At 28.8% G+C, this 17,732-nt stretch carries 19 protein-coding genes and 2 pseudogenes; 12 read left to right on the top strand and 9 right to left on the bottom strand.

The features are described 5' to 3' along the window. Positions 1–6: 6 nt before the first annotated feature. A complete protein-coding gene (locus KPL44_RS10775; RefSeq protein ID WP_216249730.1) occupies positions 7–1,263 on the bottom strand; it encodes an L-lactate MFS transporter in 1,257 nt (418 codons plus the stop codon). 185 nt (positions 1,264–1,448) lie between these two features. Between KPL44_RS10775 and KPL44_RS10770 the strand changes: the two genes are divergently transcribed. Then, positions 1,449–1,997, top strand: a complete 549-nt coding sequence (locus tag KPL44_RS10770) for a PadR family transcriptional regulator (RefSeq protein WP_216249727.1) — start codon at positions 1,449–1,451, stop codon at positions 1,995–1,997. 142 nt (positions 1,998–2,139) lie between these two features. Here KPL44_RS10770 and KPL44_RS10765 read toward each other — a convergent pair whose 3' ends face one another. From KPL44_RS10765 to KPL44_RS10755, 3 genes are all read right to left on the bottom strand, one after another. Continuing rightward, positions 2,140–2,676 carry a DUF4362 domain-containing protein gene (locus KPL44_RS10765; protein ID WP_216249724.1) on the bottom strand — a complete coding sequence of 179 codons (537 nt, stop codon included), beginning with the start codon at positions 2,674–2,676 and terminating at the stop codon, positions 2,140–2,142. A 92-nt stretch (positions 2,677–2,768) separates the two neighbouring features. Then, positions 2,769–2,987 carry a hypothetical protein gene (locus tag KPL44_RS10760; RefSeq protein ID WP_216249722.1) on the bottom strand — a complete coding sequence of 73 codons (219 nt, stop codon included), beginning with the start codon at positions 2,985–2,987 and terminating at the stop codon, positions 2,769–2,771. A gap of 69 nt (positions 2,988–3,056) precedes the next feature. Beyond that, complete coding sequence (locus KPL44_RS10755; RefSeq protein ID WP_216249719.1) at positions 3,057–3,233, bottom strand: hypothetical protein; 177 nt, start codon at positions 3,231–3,233, stop codon at positions 3,057–3,059. A gap of 228 nt (positions 3,234–3,461) precedes the next feature. Here KPL44_RS10755 and KPL44_RS10750 point away from each other — a divergent pair, with 228 nt between their 5' ends. From KPL44_RS10750 to KPL44_RS10740, 3 genes are all read left to right on the top strand, one after another. Next, a complete protein-coding gene (locus KPL44_RS10750) occupies positions 3,462–3,632 on the top strand; it encodes a hypothetical protein (RefSeq protein WP_216249717.1) in 171 nt (56 codons plus the stop codon). Positions 3,633–3,900: 268 nt separating this feature from the next. Then, positions 3,901–6,489, top strand: coding sequence for a bifunctional acetaldehyde-CoA/alcohol dehydrogenase (gene adhE, locus KPL44_RS10745; RefSeq protein WP_216249714.1), 2,589 nt, complete (start codon positions 3,901–3,903; stop codon positions 6,487–6,489). Positions 6,490–6,598: 109 nt separating this feature from the next. After that, the gene (locus tag KPL44_RS10740; protein WP_216249712.1) at positions 6,599–7,231 is read left to right on the top strand and encodes a redox-sensing transcriptional repressor Rex; all 633 of its coding nucleotides are present in this window, start codon (positions 6,599–6,601) and stop codon (positions 7,229–7,231) included. A 204-nt stretch (positions 7,232–7,435) separates the two neighbouring features. Here KPL44_RS10740 and KPL44_RS10735 read toward each other — a convergent pair whose 3' ends face one another. Further along, positions 7,436–8,068 (bottom strand): Type 1 glutamine amidotransferase-like domain-containing protein, encoded by a 633-nt coding sequence (locus KPL44_RS10735; protein WP_216249711.1) that lies wholly within the window; start codon positions 8,066–8,068, stop codon positions 7,436–7,438. Positions 8,069–8,216: 148 nt separating this feature from the next. After that, positions 8,217–8,543, bottom strand: coding sequence for a hypothetical protein (locus tag KPL44_RS10730; RefSeq protein ID WP_216249709.1), 327 nt, complete (start codon positions 8,541–8,543; stop codon positions 8,217–8,219). Positions 8,544–9,060: 517 nt separating this feature from the next. Here KPL44_RS10730 and KPL44_RS10725 point away from each other — a divergent pair. The 4 genes from KPL44_RS10725 to KPL44_RS10710 all read left to right on the top strand — a co-directional run bounded on the left by KPL44_RS10725 (position 9,061) and on the right by KPL44_RS10710 (position 12,445). Beyond that, on the top strand, positions 9,061–9,762 hold the full coding sequence (locus KPL44_RS10725; RefSeq protein ID WP_301182956.1) for a response regulator transcription factor: 702 nt from the start codon (positions 9,061–9,063) through the stop codon (positions 9,760–9,762). Next, complete coding sequence (locus KPL44_RS10720; protein WP_216249707.1) at positions 9,759–10,694, top strand: sensor histidine kinase; 936 nt, start codon at positions 9,759–9,761, stop codon at positions 10,692–10,694. Before KPL44_RS10725 ends, KPL44_RS10720 begins: the two co-directional genes overlap by 4 nt. Positions 10,695–10,827: 133 nt before the next feature. Further along, complete coding sequence (locus KPL44_RS10715) at positions 10,828–11,751, top strand: ABC transporter ATP-binding protein (RefSeq protein WP_216249705.1); 924 nt, start codon at positions 10,828–10,830, stop codon at positions 11,749–11,751. Beyond that, positions 11,744–12,445, top strand: a complete 702-nt coding sequence (locus KPL44_RS10710) for an ABC transporter permease (protein ID WP_216249703.1) — start codon at positions 11,744–11,746, stop codon at positions 12,443–12,445. Before KPL44_RS10715 ends, KPL44_RS10710 begins: the two co-directional genes overlap by 8 nt. 165 nt (positions 12,446–12,610) lie before the next feature. Here the strand turns inward: KPL44_RS10710 and KPL44_RS10705 are convergent. Then, positions 12,611–13,198: pseudogene (locus tag KPL44_RS10705) on the bottom strand (sugar O-acetyltransferase). A 319-nt stretch (positions 13,199–13,517) separates the two neighbouring features. Here KPL44_RS10705 and KPL44_RS10700 point away from each other — a divergent pair. Together KPL44_RS10700 and KPL44_RS10695 are read left to right on the top strand one after the other, a co-directional pair. Continuing rightward, positions 13,518–13,853, top strand: a pseudogene (locus tag KPL44_RS10700) (CatB-related O-acetyltransferase); the annotation flags it as partial. Next, positions 13,850–14,248, top strand: coding sequence for a GNAT family N-acetyltransferase (locus tag KPL44_RS10695; RefSeq protein ID WP_216249701.1), 399 nt, complete (start codon positions 13,850–13,852; stop codon positions 14,246–14,248). The pseudogene KPL44_RS10700 and the gene KPL44_RS10695, both read left to right, overlap by 4 nt. A 216-nt stretch (positions 14,249–14,464) precedes the next feature. Here the strand turns inward: KPL44_RS10695 and KPL44_RS10690 are convergent, their stop codons facing one another. Beyond that, positions 14,465–14,767 (bottom strand): hypothetical protein, encoded by a 303-nt coding sequence (locus KPL44_RS10690; RefSeq protein WP_216249698.1) that lies wholly within the window; start codon positions 14,765–14,767, stop codon positions 14,465–14,467. Positions 14,768–14,937: 170 nt separating this feature from the next. On the opposite strand from KPL44_RS10690, the gene KPL44_RS10685 reads away from it, so the two are divergent. Both KPL44_RS10685 and KPL44_RS10680 read left to right on the top strand, forming a co-directional pair. After that, positions 14,938–15,186: a hypothetical protein gene (locus tag KPL44_RS10685; RefSeq protein WP_216249695.1), complete on the top strand. Its 249-nt coding sequence runs from the start codon at positions 14,938–14,940 to the stop codon at positions 15,184–15,186. Between the two features lie 26 nt (positions 15,187–15,212). Next, on the top strand, positions 15,213–15,974 hold the full coding sequence (locus KPL44_RS10680) for an alpha/beta fold hydrolase (RefSeq protein ID WP_216249692.1): 762 nt from the start codon (positions 15,213–15,215) through the stop codon (positions 15,972–15,974). Positions 15,975–16,333: 359 nt separating this feature from the next. On the opposite strand, the gene KPL44_RS26050 is transcribed toward KPL44_RS10680, so the two are convergent. Beyond that, the gene (locus KPL44_RS26050) at positions 16,334–17,731 is read right to left on the bottom strand and encodes a HAMP domain-containing sensor histidine kinase (protein ID WP_216249690.1); all 1,398 of its coding nucleotides are present in this window, start codon (positions 17,729–17,731) and stop codon (positions 16,334–16,336) included. Position 17,732: the final 1 nt, after the last annotated feature.

Genomic DNA, 17,732 nt, shown 5'->3' with positions numbered 1-17,732 from the left:
TTTATTTTATACGCTTATAGTTTCTTTGGTATTCATATCTTTTTTATTCACATAACGATAAACAAATGTTAATAAAAGACCTACAATCCCAATAACCGCAGCTAATATAAATGCTCTTTGATAACTATTATCTGTATTAAATACATTTGTCATCACTGTTGGTCCAAAATAGCCTCCCAATGCAAATCCTATAAACATTATTCCATAATTCACACCATTGTTTTTAGAACCAAATTGATCTGCAGTAAATCCAGGGAAAACGCCCATAAATGCACCAAAACATAAACCAACTATTGAAATACCGATATCAAAGGTCACAACATCTCCTTGTCCTGAAAAATACAGGCATATAAGTCCAACAATAGAAAGGACAAAAGCACCAGTGAGCGTATTGATTCGACCTATTTTATCAGAAATATAACCTGCGATAATACGACCAGCAGTATTAAATAATGCCAAGGTAGAAACTACAACAGTTGCTGCCACAGTTGACATTCCAATCATTTTCTGTGCTACAGGAGAAGCCTGAGAAGTACACATTAAACCATAGAATGCACCACATGTTAACATTGCAAGCATTACATAAAATTTAGGACTTGTTAGCATTCCTCTAAAGTCTTTCTCATTTCTGTTCAACTTACCATTAGAAACCGGTGGTGTCCACCCTTCTGGAACAAAGTTCACTGGACATTTCTCAATAAAGAAAGAAGCACTACATACAATAACAATAAATGCAATACCTATTATCTTAAATGCTGAAGTTACTCCAGTATTAATAATTAATACATTTGCAATTGGTGGTACTATTACAGAACTTAAGCCATAAGCTGCAGTTGTGATACCCCCAATTAAACCACGTTTGTCTGGGAAAAACTTAATTGAATTGTTGATTGTACATCCATAAACTAACCCAGTACCTAGACCTGTTACGATGCCATACGCAAATACTAAGGACCCTACTCCATTCGAAAAACCTGCTAATATCATACCACCTCCAAAAAGCAGACCACCGACAAAAATAACTTTTTTTGGTCCAAACATATCATTAATTCTACCACCCGAAATCATAGTAATAGGTGCAATTGAATTAGTGATAACAAATGCAATTGCTAAACTACCCGCAGTTAATGCAATTCCAGTAATACTACTCAAGTGCTTTGCCATGGGAGCTGCAAATACACTCCATGCATATATCGACCCAACACATAGATTAATAAAACAGCTTGCAATCAAAATACCCCATCTTTTTTTTGTCAATTCCATAATATTGTCCCCCTTGTCTCTTTTTGTTAATATTATCACAATGTACCAATCATGTCAATGCAGTTATATAATATAATATATATAAATGTTTATATGTATTATGTTATATGATTCTACTAATCAACTTAAATTGTAATTTACAAAAACCGTGTTATAATAAATAGGTAAAAGGATGAGGTGTGTTAATGAGAACTCTTAAATATGCAATTTTAGGATTAATAAATAGAAAACCTATAACTGGTTATGACATAGGAAAAGAATTTAATTTTCAATTAGCTGAGTTTTGGAGTGCAAAACTCAGTCAGATTTATCCAGAATTAAAAAAATTAGTCGACGAAAAACTTATAATTTATGATATCGAAATTAGTGGGGATATATTAGAAAAAAAAATTTATGATATCACAGAAAAAGGTAAAAAAGAATTTTTAAAATGGTTGAAAAAGGATGTCCCTATGGAGCAAACCCCCAAAAATATTTTTAGGCTTAGAATGTATTTTTCAAGTAATTTAGATGTAAATACTAGAATCGACTTATTGGAACATCAATTACTTAAGCATAATGAAAGACTTACCTTTTTACACGAGCAAAAGGAACCCTACGATGGCGTTCCACCTCTTAATAGTGATGTTTTTGGAGATTATCTGGTTCTAGACGGAGCTATTATACGAGAAGAGTCTACTATTAAATGGTTGGAAAATTGTATTAATTATTGTAAAAATGGTAATGAGATATAAGTAAATAAGCAATAGCATCAATGTGAATGTAACTCACTTGTTACATTCACAATATTAATACAAGTAACCCCACATTAAATTATGTAGGGTTACTTGTGACGAAATATGATAAAACCACTAATCGAAAAAACTATTTATAATACTACTTTTTATTGTCAATTATACTGCTTTTGGAAAAACTAATTAATTTGGCACAATCATCATTTTCGCCTTCTGAATCACAAATTCTATAAGATATTCCATCAGGATAATCTCGCTTTATTATCGTATTGAACATTTCTGGTTGGCTTGGAATAAACGCATTAGGATTGGAATATGTATCATACTCAATATCAATTATTTTCTTTCCATCATATTTTAAATCATACAATTTATTTACCCATGTACCAGTGGCATTTTTTCCATACTCTACAATACGAATTTTATCTTTTCTCCCTTTGTTTATATTTCTTATAAAATCATCGATTCTCTTAATATTATATATTTCCATGTCGTTATGGGTTTTCTCCGAAACACTATCAGTATAAGAAATCATTACTATATTACCATCTTTAATTGCTATATCTGAGCTTAAAGTTTTATTGTTCACTACACCTATAACATAGTAAGCCTTAGGATTTTGTATAGGTATAAAAACTAAAACAAATAATATTAACACAAACACCAAAGTTCTTTTCAATATAATCACCTCAATAATAATTTTGGTTTTATTGTGTCCATATTAAAAATTATTATTTTATAGAATCTATGATATTTGGTTACTACACAATATTAATTAATATTTCTTGCGTCACAAACTTCTGCAATGAAAGTATTATCTTGGCTTTGATTTTTAATTACATATTCAACTGCGGATGATACTAATTCTAAAAGATGTACTTCATTATTCATCTCTGAAAGCCAAGAAGAATAAACTCCAAGACCTCTTTCTAATCTGCTTTTTTCAGCACCTGCATTGTAAAATTCAAACGCTTCATCTGTATTCTCCATAATCTTCCTCCCGTTTAAAATATATATGAGGTTAATTGCAACGAAATATGAGAAAAGTAAATCCTTACTTTATATTTTCTCTTCCTCAATCACAACCATAACAGAATATTCAGTTGTAAATAAACCGCCAGTATTGGAACTATATTGGAGCTCCTTAATTTTAAATTTATTATTCTTGATAAAATCATTTACCTCCGTAACTAAACAAACATTATTGGTATTTTTAAATATTCTTATTTCTTTCAATAGTACCCTCCTACATTTTTATTACTTAAATAATCTCCATAGCTAGTTGTATTAATTAACATAATATCCTCTTTACGATTTATATTTATGTTGTAATATACTGGTTATTCTACCACACCCACCATATTTTACTAGTAATACATATAACATTTATAATAAATTTCTTCTAACTCTAGGTATGCTCTTATCTCTCCTATAGCCTATCAAAGCCATTAAACTAACATCTACATGCAATATGATAAGATCACTAAACAAAGGTTTAGTGATCTTATTAATACTAAATTAAATGATAATAAATCGCTATCTGAATATGATAAATCACTAACTGAAGATTTAATAAAACTAGGAATAGATTTAAATCTTTACCCATTAGAATATCAAAAACAGCACATAAAATAAATATAAATGTAAACGTAACTATCATACAAATTCATTGTTAAACATTTGACAAACATATTGTGCTGATCTATACTAACCTAGAACTTAGATAAGTGATAATTCATAACATTACCAGTATTACTAAGTAATTAAAATCTAATTATTAATATTCTTTATAAAATTGTTATATAACATTAGTTTATTTTTAAATATGATCCACATATATGTTAATTTATTGTCAATGTAACCCGATTTGAAATAATATAAATTTTAAAAGGAGTGTTTATATATGAAATTAACAAACGTAGAAGAATTAAATAAGAAACTAAAAAGTGTAAAAGAAGCTCAAGAAAAATTTTCTACTTTTACCCAGGCTCAAGTAGATGAAATTTTTAAAAAAGTAGCAATGGCAGCCTTAGGTGCTAGAATATCCCTTGCTAAAATGGCCGTGGAAGAAAGTGGTATGGGATTAGTAGAAGATAAGGTAATTAAAAATCATTTTGCAGCAGAATATATCTACAATAAGTATAAGGACGAAAAAACATGTGGTGTTATTGAAAGAGATGAAACTTATGGTATAACTAAAATTGCAGAACCGATTGGTGTTATAGCAGCTATAGTACCAACTACTAACCCTACATCTACAGTAATTTTCAAGTCATTAATTTCTTTGAAAACGAGAAATGGTATAATATTTTCTCCTCATCCAAGATCTAAAAAATCAACAATAGAAACAGCAAAATTGCTTTTGGATGCTGCAGTTAAGGCCGGAGCCCCTGAGGGAATAATAGCTTGGATAGATGACCCATCTATAGAGCTTTCAAAAATACTTATGAGTGAAGCTGATGTGGTACTTGCTACAGGAGGCCCAGGTATGGTTAAATCGGCTTATTCATCAGGAAAACCAGCTATTGGTGTTGGACCAGGAAATACACCAGCTATAATTGATGAAAGTGCAGATATAGAAATGGCTGTGAGTTCAATAATATTATCCAAGACTTATGATAATGGTACAATATGTGCTTCAGAACAATCTATAATAGTGTTAGATTCAATATATACTAAAGTTAAAAATGAACTTATTAAAAGAGGAGCATACATATTAAATCAGAATGAAATAGATAAGGTCAAAAAGATTATGTTTAAAAATGATAAGATTAATCCAAGTATAGTTGGAAAGTCTGCTTGTAACATAGCCAAGTTAGCAGATGTTAATGTACCGGAATGGACAAAGGTGCTTATTGGAGAAGTAGTCTCAGTTGAATTAACAGAACTGTTTTCACGTGAAAAACTATCAACAGTATTAGCTATGTATAAAGTAAAAAGTTTTGATGAAGCTTTAGAAAAAGCAGAAAGACTCATTGAATTAGGTGGTATGGGACATACCTCTTCATTGTATATAGATTCTTTGAGGGAAAAAGAGAAAGTAGGAAAATTCAGTTCTAAAATGAAAACTGTAAGAACTTTTATAAATATGCCTTCAGCTCAAGGGGCTAGTGGTGATTTATTTAATTTTAAAATAGCACCTTCATTTACCCTAGGCTGTGGATTTTGGGGAGGAAATTCAGTTTCAGAAAATGTAGGACCTAAACATTTGTTAAATATAAAAACAGTAGCAGAGAGAAGGGAAAATATGCTTTGGTTTAAAGTTCCAGAAAAAATATACTTCAAATATGGATGCTTAGAATCTGCACTTAAGGAATTAAAGGATATGGGCAAGAATAGAGCGTTTATTGTAACTGATAAAATGCTTTGTGAATTAGGTTATGCAGATAAAATAACAAAAGTTCTTGAAAAAATTGATATAAGTTTTAAGGTGTTTTCAGATGTTAAGTCTGATCCTACACTTGAATGTGCTTATCAAGGTGCCAAAGAAATGCTTGAATTTGAGCCCGATACCATAATAACAATCGGTGGAGGATCAGCTATGGATGCAGCCAAAATTATGCAAGTGTTATATGAGCATCCAGAAGAAAAATTTGATGAGCTAGCAATGAAATTTATGGATATAAGAAAGAGAATACACCATTTTCCAAAGCTTGGGATTAAGGCTATATTAGTAGCAATACCAACAACTGCAGGTACTGGTTCAGAAGTAACCCCCTTTGCAGTTATAACAGATGAGAAAACAGGAATGAAATATCCACTTTCAGATTATGAATTAACACCTAATATGGCAATTGTAGATGCTGAATTTATGATGAATATGCCAAAAGGTCTAACTGCAGCTACAGGAATAGATGCATTAAGTCATGCTATCGAAGCCTATGTATCTGTCATGGCTACGGATTATACAGATGGATTAGCGCTTCAAGCTATAAAAATGATATTTGAATATTTACCAACAGCATACAGCGAAGGAACTACCAATATAGTTGCTAGAGAGAAAATGGCACATGCATCCACAATAGCAGGCATGGCATTTGGAAATGCATTTTTAGGAATATGTCATTCAATGGCACACAAATTAGGAGCACAACACCATATGCCTCATGGTATTGCTATTGCTGTATTGATTGAGGAAGTAATTAAATTTAATGCAGTAGATATTCCAGTAAGACAAACTTCATTCCCACAAAATAAATACCCAGATTCAAAAGAGAGATATGCTGCTATTTCTAATTATTTAAATCTAGGTGGGAATACAGATGATGAAAAAGTAGGTTTATTAATAAAATCAATTACTGATCTTAAAAAAGAATTAAATATTCCATTGACTATAAAAGATACAGGAGTTAAAGAAAAAGATTTCTATTTAACATTGGATGATATGTCAGAGAAAGCGTTTGATGATCAATGCACTAGCGCTAATCCTAGATATCCAATGATAAATGAGATAAAACAGATATTTATAAATTCATTTGGTAAAATCAAGTAAAAGTTAAATAATTTACTGTTTGTCCGATTTAATTAAGATGCTTCTTTCTAATAAAATACTAAAATCTCTTAAATCTAAATTATTATTGTAGCAAAGGAGAGTTAATATTGTGGAAAATCAAAAAAATATACCAATGTTGGTTATTAGACGACTGACTAAATACCATACCTATTTAAATAAACTCGTACTTAATAATGTGATTACAATATCCTCAAGAAAATTTGGTGAAATAATTGGTTTTACCTCTAGTCAAATAAGACGAGACCTAAATTATTTTGGAGATTTTGGGACACAAAGAATAGGGTATAATGTTAAAGAATTACTAATTGAAATTAATGGTATATTGGGACTCTTTAAAAAACACAATATGATAATAATAGGAGCGAATAATATTGGAAAAGCTATTGCTACTTATACTAGATATAAGCAATTAAATTTTAAATTAGTTGGTATTTTTGATGTTAATCCAGAACTTATAGGATTAACACTTCAAAATATTAAAGTGCTAGACATAGACAAATTAGTAAGTTTCTTAAAGTTAACACCAACAAACATCGGGATAATTTGTGTATCAAAGAATTATGCACAAACGGTTACTAACATGATAATTGAAAATGGAGTTAAATGTATCTGTAATATTACACCTGTGGATTTAAAGGTACCAAAAGAAATAATTTTAGAAAATGTCAATTTAACTGATAGCTTGTTAACACTTAGTTGTTTAATGAATGACAGTATTTAAAAGTAATTTGGGTGCTTATTGATAATAAGTGAATTGTAACTTACCTTAAAAATCTCCTTAATATTAGGATTTTCATATACTAATTTCAAAAAATACTACACCTAGGGATTTAAATCCTTTGTGCAGTATTTTTATTTGCTTATTTACTGTTAAAATAGCAAGTTGAATTTTTATCAACTACTGTTCTTTAATAAATAATTACTTTTAAATTTTCATTACATTACCAATAAATTTAATGTCGTTGCCATCAATAACTATTCCATCACCATCATTACATGCATATATTGTTGTTTTCTTTACTTTTGAATAATCCTTTAATACATCTAAATACTTAATACTTTCATCATCACTCCAATGGGGCATAAACTGAAAGTCTACAATACCTAATGAACTTCTATCATCTATACCTACAATATCTTCATCTCCAAATTGTGCCATGTCAATAGTTTTACTTAATATAATACTTCCAGCACTAATGCCAATTAATATTCCTCCTTGTTCCACATATAATTGTAATGATTTAACAAGGTTTCTTTTTTTTATTAAGTATAGAAAATAAAACGTGTTTCCACCAGAAAGATGTATAGCATCACTTTGAAATATATCGTTAATCTTTGTTTCATCATATTCCTTATCTAAATCAAAATATTGTATGTTACTAATCCCCAATTCATTATAATATTGAACTTTAGGATTAAAATACTTTCTTGTTAAATCTGAACATGATGGAATATATCCTATTGATGGATTTTTTTTATTTAGTAATCGTAGAAGTTCATAATCTATTTTTCGGTTTTCTTTTATAATCTGGTCACTATACAGCACTATCTTTCTCAATTTAATACCCCTATCCTATATAAATATACTTCATCATGTTTTACGAACACACTGCATTTTAATAATTTGTTAATGCCACTTTGTATACCTCTGACTTCTTCTTCGTAGGTTTACTTGTGACGACAAATATTATGACCTATTCTAACCCTCAATTATATTTATAGTCCACATACCCTTTCATTTTACTTTTTACTACTAATAAAAAATCCATTAGACTGGATACTATAGCTACTACTAAAATAAATAAACTATTAAGATTAAATATGATTATTAACAATCCAGATATAATACAGAATATAGAATTTAGTATTGAAAAATTTAATTGTACCCTCAAAAATTCACTTGATTTTATAATTGTCATTTTGTTTCTTCTACTAAATCTTCTGTTGTAATAATTAACTTTATCTCCAAACAAAACAGAATATATTAAATAAATTACTCCAATTACAACTGGTAATATACCAATCCAGTTCATTCTATTGCACCCCTTTTTTAAATTGTCGAGTAAGTATGGAGCCTCCTCACGCCTTTCCCCTCTGGTAGTGTAGCCTTTTAAAATTGTATTGTATTCCTACTATTTATTAATAGCTTACTAATAGAAACAGCATTTCTTCCATTTCAAAGAAGAAACAAGACGCTTTCGCGTGCTGCCTTGCAGCTCATATTGTATATAATTATACCATAATTACCATAATTTAAATATATTAAGCCCCATATCATTAGATATGAGGTCACTTGTGAGTAAAATAATTTTTTCATAGATATTTAACAATTTCTAAAAGAGACCTTATGCAAGTACACTCTTCTTTTATTTAATGTAGACAATAGAATATTTTAGAATTGGTGAAAATTCAACTTTTTGTGTTTTCCCATTACTATTTACTACATATGTAGATCACTTGCTTATTTGTTATGTTTAATCTACAGTAAAATAGTATAATTATTGCATTAGTACAAAAATTTAAATATCTATGAAAAGGGGCATAATGATTATGAATAATAAAATTTTGATTGTTGAAGATGATATTGCCATTAGCGAAATGGTTAAGAATTACTTGATAAAGGATGGATTTATCGTAACAACAGCCTTTGATGGTGAAGAAGCGATTGTTAAATATCTAAGTCATGTTTTTGATTTAATTGTTCTTGATTTAATGATGCCTAAATTAGACGGTATAGAAACTATGAAGATAATTCGAGAAAAAAGTTCAGTACCAATATTAATTATGTCTGCCAAGGATAGTGATGTAGATAAAGCAGTGGGACTCGGGTTAGGAGCGGATGATTATATTTCTAAGCCCTTTTCTATGATAGAATTCTCTGCAAGAATTAAAGCCGCTATAAGAAGATCCACAAAGTATTCTGCTAGTGACAAGAAAGATGAATCACTGATATTTAAAGTTGGAAAACTTACTATAAATATAAAAAATTTCTCTGTTGTTAAAAATAACCTGGTTATTTCGCTAACTTCTAAGGAATTTGATATTTTAAAATTGTTTATCCAGAATCCAAATAGAGTATTTACTAAGGCTCAAATTTACAGCTTTGTTTGGAAAGATAATTACTGTGGAGATGAGAATGTAATTAATGTTCATATGCGAAGACTAAGAGAAAAGATAGAGGATAACCCTTCAAATCCACAGTACATAAAGACATTATGGGGTATTGGTTACAAGTTGGAGGTTAATAATTGATTACTTTATTAATAATAATTATCTTTGTTCTAATTTGTATAATACTTTTTAAGACTAATGTTGAAAAGAAGAAAAGTAATAATTTAAAATATATTCAAAAGAAGTTAAACAAAATTATAAAGGAAAATACTAATGAAAGGCTCCTAGTTGACACTGATGATAAAGAGCTTAAAAAAATACTTGTAGAGATTAATAATCTTTTAGATTTTAATCAAAAAATATTGGCTGACTATAGAAAAAAGGAAATATCTATAAGCAAAATGTTATCAAACATTTCACATGATTTAAAAACTCCACTCACAGTAGTATTAGGCTATATCGAGACAATAAAATTAGACAATAATATTAGTAAGGCTGAAAGGGATTTATTGCTTTCTAATGTTTATACCAAAGCTCTTGAAGTAATTGATCTTATCAATGAGTTCTTTGATTTGGCTAAGCTTGAATCAGGTGATAAGGATATAACTATATCAAGGGTCAATATAAACGAAATTTGCAAAAAAAGCATACTAGAATTTTATGAGAATTTGACTTCAAAAGGTTATGAAGTAAGTATAGATATTCCTAGTACCAACATTTATGTACTTGGTAATTTAGATGCCATTCATAGAATAATGAACAATTTAATTTCTAATGCAATTAAATATGGGAGTGATGGTAAATACTTAGGATTGAAATTAACTTATGATGATAACTGTTCCTATGTAGAAATTTGCGACAAAGGTAAAGGAATCGAAGAAATTAATGTTGACAGGGTATTTGAAAGGATGTACACCCTTGAAGATTCAAGAAATAAATTATATCAAGGAAGTGGATTAGGACTTACAATAACCAAAAGGCTTGTTGAGAAATTAGGTGGGAAGATATCACTAGAAAGCAAACCTTATGAAAAAACTAGCTTTATTTTTCTATTAAAGAGAATAACTTATTAGTTTATATTAGTAAGATGCGAAATAAAAAGTATTTTGATTTTCAACTTAAGATTTTTGTAAGATTTGGTTAATAAAAAAGATAAGTCTATACCATACAATAGAACTATAGTAGATAAAAAAAGGGGGATGAACCATGGATTATATATTAAGAACTATAAATTTATCGAAAAAATTTATAGACAATGAGGTTGTAACTAATGTAAATATGAATATCAAAAAAGGAGAAATATACGGCTTTTTAGGGCCCAATGGAGCTGGTAAGACTACAATTATGAAGATGATATTAAATCTTGTTAAACCAAGCATTGGGGAAATTGAAATTTTTGGTGAGAAACTAAATTTTAAAGCTTATGAAATTTTGAAACGGATAGGAAGCATCATTGAGTATCCTGTGTTTTACGATAAACTCACTGGTAGAGAGAATCTGGAGCTTCATTGTGAATATATGGGATATTACGATAAAAGTGCTATCAATAGGGCATTAGAACTAGTAAATTTAAGTGGTATAGATGATAAGCCAGTTAAGAATTTTTCTCTAGGAATGAAACAAAGACTAGGAATTGCAAGGGCAATTATAACAAAACCGGAGTTTTTAATATTAGATGAGCCTATTAATGGGCTTGATCCAATAGGTATCAAACAGATTAGAAATTTATTAAAAATGTTAAGCAAAGAATATGGTATTACCATTTTAATATCTAGTCATATTTTGAGCGAAATTGAACAAATAGCAGATACTATAGGGATAATAACTAATGGAATATTAATAAAAGAGGTCTCAATGGAGAGCATTAGAACAGATCATACTGAGTATGTAGAAATTAATACTAAGGACTTTATAAGAGCTTCTTATATTTTAGAAAATGAGTTAAACATTTCTAACTTTAAGATTGTAGACAATACATTTATAAGAATATATGACTTGAAGTTAGCTCAAAAAGATATTTCAAAAGCATTAATTTTAAAAGGTATTGAAATTGAATCTATAAATAAGAAAAAAAGTTCTTTAGAAGATTATTTCTTAAAACTTTTAAATGGAGGTAATATAAATGCTTAAACTAATTAAATTAGAAATCAAGAAATTTAAACTTAATAAAAATGTAAAAACAGTTATGATTACAAATTTAATTATACTAGCTGTTTTACTTCTAGGTGTATATTCTTTAAAATTTAACGCTAAGGAAAATATGTTCAGAAATTATAGTGATGTCTTTCTATATACAGGTACTATAGTAAGAGCTACTTTCTCAATTTTTGCAGCGGCTCTTATTTCTAAATTAATAATTGGTGAATACAAATGTAAAACAATAAATATTATGTTTAGCTATCCAATAAACAGAAAAAAGATTATGGCAGCAAAGTTAGCTATTGTGGTTATATTTGCTTTTACAACTATGATTTTATCAAATATATTCTTGATTTTCAGTATATATCTTCTAAATATATTTGCAAATTTTATTCAAATTCCTTTAACTCAAGATATTTTAATGAAAAATTTAATTAATATTTTTGTGTATTCGGCAACATTTTCCTTTGTGAGTTTAATTCCACTATATATAGGTATGAAAAACAAATCAGGATCTGCCACAATAATAACTTCAATAATAGTGGTGAGTTTTTTAAATAGTGGATCTAATGGCGATACATTAAGTTCTATAATCATAATTCCTATCATTCTTGCGATTATAGGCATTTTTGTAGCTTATTTATCCATAAAAGATATAGAAAAAGTAGATGTGACCACTCCCTAGAACTACTGAAACACACACACCTAAAGAGATAATACACTAGCCTATAAAGTAGACAATTTAAATTGTCTGCGTTATAGGTTATATTATTTTACTTAACTTTTATAATGCATTCCAAGTAAAGAGTAACACCTTATTTTACATTAACTCTACAAAATTGAATTTCTCTTACTCAGCGGATAAGTTAATTATGTCTTCTTTTGTAATCTCTCGCAATACTCTGCAAGGATTACCTACTGCAATTACCCCTGCTGGAATATCTTTATTTACCACACTTCCTGCTCCAATAATGCTACCTTTTCCGATAGTAACTCCACCGCATACAGTAACATTGGCACCAATCCATACATCATCTTCTATTATAATAGGTTTGGAAGTTCCAATTCCTTCCGCCCTTTGCATTGGAAGAACTGCATGTCCTGAACACGCTAAACAAACCCCAGGAGCTATAAATGCATTTGCACCAATATAGACTGGCGATGTATCCAGTATCACACAATTATAGTTAATCACAGTAAGTCCATGGGTATGTATATTGAAACCATAATCACAATGAAATTATGGTTCAATAAATGTTAGAGGATGTGAAGTTCCAAGTAATTCTTTCAAAATGCTACTTCTTTTTTCTCCCTCAGATGGTCCAGTCTGATTATATTTCCAACATAATTCTTTCGCCTTTTGTTGTAATTCTGACGGCATATCTGTGTTCTTTGAAGAATATCCTTTATTTTGTTTCATAATTTCTTTAAAATCCATTATCTTATTCCTTTCAAATTTTACTATTTATTGAGTTGTTGTAGATCTTTCATATGGTGTAATATTAAATAAATACTACATATACTATTTATTTAATATAGTACATAATACCATATTTTTAAAAATAGAGCATTTTTATAACTATTAAATAATGGCATACAACTTAAATCTATGGTAATATATTGCTTAATTTAATAAGATTTAAACTAAAGGAGCTAATGAAATGAAAAAATATTTAATGATTATAATTTTCATTCTATCAATTTGTTGTAGTTTATTTTATACTAAACCCATAGTTTATTAAAATGATGTTTAATGGTATGATTTTCTAGCTGATAAACTAATTATAGGAAAGTTCTGTGCAATTGCTCATGGCATTGAATTTGTAAAAGGAGATACCATTATCGGTAATGATGTTTGGATAGGCCAAAATGTAGTTATAATGCCTGGCATACATATTGGTAACGGTGCAATTATTGCTGACAATTCTATTGTTACAAAAAATGTTCCTGATTACCATATAGTTGCTGGAACCCCTGCTAAAATCATAAGAAAACGCTTTGATGATAATTTAATCCAATATCTGTTAACCTTAAAATGGTGGGATTGGTCAGCAGTAAAAAAATCACGTATTACCTTGGAGGGAAATTTATGAAGCATATTGTACTCATTGATAAATTACCAGATACAACTCAATATATTAAATTAAGGAAAGAGGTTGGTTGGGGAGCATTAGATATAGAAGTCACCAGAAAAGGAATAAGCAATTCATGTTATTGTTTATGTGTTGAATGTGAAGGCTCCCTCGTTGGATTTGGAAGAGTTGTAGGAGATGGAGCAACAGTTTTTTATGTTCATGATATAATGGTATCACCAAAATTTCAGAAACAAAAAATTGGTATTAGAATTATGGAAAAAATAATGGAATATATCAGAATAAATTGCTTAGAGAAAGCATTTGTTGGTCTAATAGCAAAAGATATCCTTTATAATTTTTATAAAAAATTCGGATTTATATATAATGAGAATAATCGTTTTTATCGTTTATAAATTTAGAAGTTTTGGTACATAACATTCATATATTGCATCATAAATGAATGCACCATTTTCCATTAACCATTACATTTATATATTGGCTATGTTTAATAATAGTGTTGATAATATGATGATTTTTAAGGGAACTCATTTTTTTATTCCCTTGATTTACAATTTATAACTATTTTGCAGTATTATATTAAGGTTATTTGAATTCTATATTTAAATTTTTTATATGTTTTCTTCATAAACTTTCTTTATATACGTGTATCTTTTTTCGGAATTAAACCATTTTATTACACTTGATACTATAAAGATTAATACAATTAATGCAGAAGATCTAATTGAAATTGTATGAGCTTCTGTATTCATGGGATATTTTATTAAATAAATACTATTCATTAGAATAATGAATAGTATTAAAGGTACTGTATTCCTTATCTCATATGCAATAATACCTTTTTCGTGAATTGGCTTCCATTTTATAAAGAAATTATCATTACTTAATTTTTTTATTTGTTTCACCTCTTTCAATATTTATTATTAATGTATCCTTATTCAATTATACAACATAGTCATGAGATTATTCAAATATTTAACATAGTTATATATAAATTGCTTCTCTGTTAAATGCTTATCAAGAAAGAATCAATCAGAAGGTGGAAGAAATTATTCAAATAAAAGGGTATCTAGATCGGTAAGATTTGAGAGAACTATACTCTGGTATGATTTTGAAGGATGAAGATAATGTGTATCGCTTCCTGAAAAGAGATGATATACAGAAATTTCTTACTAGACTTCCCAGTGATTGTTTGAGTAAAATATCGGATGCAAAAATGCAAATGGAGAAAAATTTACGCTACGTGAATGGAAAAAAAGATATTTTAATCGAAATAGGTATTGAGAAAATAATTCATAGAATGATAGAGAATATGTTGGATGAAATATTTTAAAATAAATCCAGAAAGGAGCCACAATTATGAAGTTTTATGAGTATGGAGATAAAAATTTACCACACATAATGCTAATTCATGGTGCAGGTAGATCCTATTGGCTTTATTTACGAGAAGCTAGATTATTGCAAAATAAATATCATGTAATACTACCGGTGATTGATGGACATGGTGAAGAAGGAAATGTTCCTTATATTTCTACAGAAAAAATTGTAGACCAGTTAATTGAGTATATTGACAATAACTGTTCTGGTAAACTTTTTGCAGTCAGCGGAGTATCTCTCGGTGGTCAGATTACAATAGAACTTCTATCAAGAAGAAGGGATATTGCAGAAAAAGCGATTGTAGAAAGTGGACTTTGTATTCCTCAGCCATTTCTTGTAAAATACAGTACGTTTGTTGTAAAATTGTGTGGCAAATTGTTGTTTTCCAAAACTTTTAACAAATGGGCCCTAAATATACTTCCTAAACGTATGCAGTATCCTAAAGAGATTGCAGAGTTGTATATGAGAGATATTACATCTATAAAAACTGAAAATCTAATTCGGATTCTTGATACCTATTATCAATACAAAATGAAAGAAAGTTTAAGAGACAGTCAGGCAGATACCATTTACTGGTATGGAGGTAAGGAAATGAAATGTATTAAACAATCCGCAAAGTTATTCCAGTCTTATATTAAAAAGTGTAAAGTAGTTGAATTGAAAGGTTATTATCATTCAGAAATAAGTGATTATCGTCCAGAAGAATGGGTGGAAAAAGCAGAAGAATTTTTTAACCATCGTTAATTTCCAAATAAAGTGTTTTAAAAACCACAGTATAGAACTACTATCCATACTGTGGCTTGTATAACAATATTTAATTAATCTAATTTAATCTGTCTAATTCAAAAAAATATCCACCACTAAATAGTAAAAGTGTATTAGCATCTTTTACATAAAAACGATTGCCTATATCACTTAATCCATCTACAACAACCTGCTTAAGAGGAAAACTTGCACTATTTAATTTGCTAAAATTAACATGATAACCGCTTTCAAAATCTGATTTAGAAATACTTGATTTTTTATAAACCGGATTTGTACATATATTAGTTCCATAACTAGCTTTTGCCTTTGAATAAGTAATATTTCACAACTGATTTACCTTAATTGTTGCTAATAAAAGCATCTTTTATTTTTGGCAACTTTACTTCTACTTTAGTTCCATTTCCATAATCACTACTAACCACTAGATCTCCTTTATGCAAGTTTATTATTTCATTTGATATTGCAAGTCCCAATCCACTTCCTGATTTTTTAGAGTCTCCTTTGTAAAACTTTTTGGTAATGCTTTTTAAATCTTCTTTGCTTATACCTATACCATTATCGCTTATAGTTATCGTTAGACTTTCCTTTTCCTCACTCTGCCCTATATAAACTGTTCCCCCTCTACCTGTAAACTTTAAAGCATTATCTAATATATTAATAAAAACTTGTTTTAGTCTGTTTTTATCTCCATCAATAAATATAGTTTCTTCAGTATTATAAATTAACATAATTCCACTTTTCTGTGCTCTTGGCTGAAACTCCATAATTATACTTTTTAAAATTTCGCTTATATCAATTTTATCTATGTGAAGAGTAATTCTGCCAGCTTGAAATTTTGACAAGTCTAAAAGATCCTCTACCATCAATGATAATCTTTCGCTTTCTTCAACTATAATATTAAGTGCTTCCGCTTTTTTAACCTCATCTGTAAATTCTTTTCTTTTTAATGTTAATGCCCAGCCTTTTATAGATGTTAATGGTGTCCTAAGTTCATGTGATATTGATGATATAAATTCATTCTTCAATTTTTCATTTTTTAATGTTTCCTCAGATAGATAGTTTAAGGTATCAGCCATTATACCTACTTCGTCATTATATTTTTTATCTATTCTTATTGAAAATTTTCCTTTAGCCATTTCATTAGCTGCATTTGTTACAGTTTTTAAGGGTTCTATAATCGTTTCAGACATAATTATACTTAGTTTTGCTGTGGCTAAAATAACAATAACTCCTATTAATGCGAGTACAAAATATATTCTTATAAGAAATTTATTTACCTTTGCCATTGATGTTATAAGCCGTATAACTCCAACCGTTCTACCATTTGATATTAAACTTTTTGAAACTACCATTATACTTTCTTTATATGTGCCTTTAAAAATTACTATCTCTCCATTTAGTGCTTCATCAATATCTGGTGATTGTATTTTTATTCCAGATGAAACACCCTTATTATCGTTAATTACTATTCCATTTGTATTCACAATCTGAATCTGTGAGTTTGTTAAATAAGAAAAATTATCCATTATGTCATTAGATGCCTTTAAAAGGTCTGTATCAGCAAGGTACTTCTTGTAAAAATCACTTGATATCTCTGCTTGATTTTTAAGTGTATTTTCAATAGTATTGTTATAATATTTTTTTATACTAATCATAAGAATGCCTTCAAATATAAGTACAATCAAAATTATAAGTATTAAGTAACTTACTGTAAGCCTTGTCTTAATACTCCTCACA

Source organism: Clostridium sp. DSM 17811, from assembly GCF_018861905.1.
GTDB lineage: Bacteria > Bacillota > Clostridia > Clostridiales > Clostridiaceae > Clostridium_AD > Clostridium_AD frigoriphilum.
Note: the sequence above shows the minus strand (reverse complement) of the source record. Positions and strands in the feature narration are given on the sequence as shown.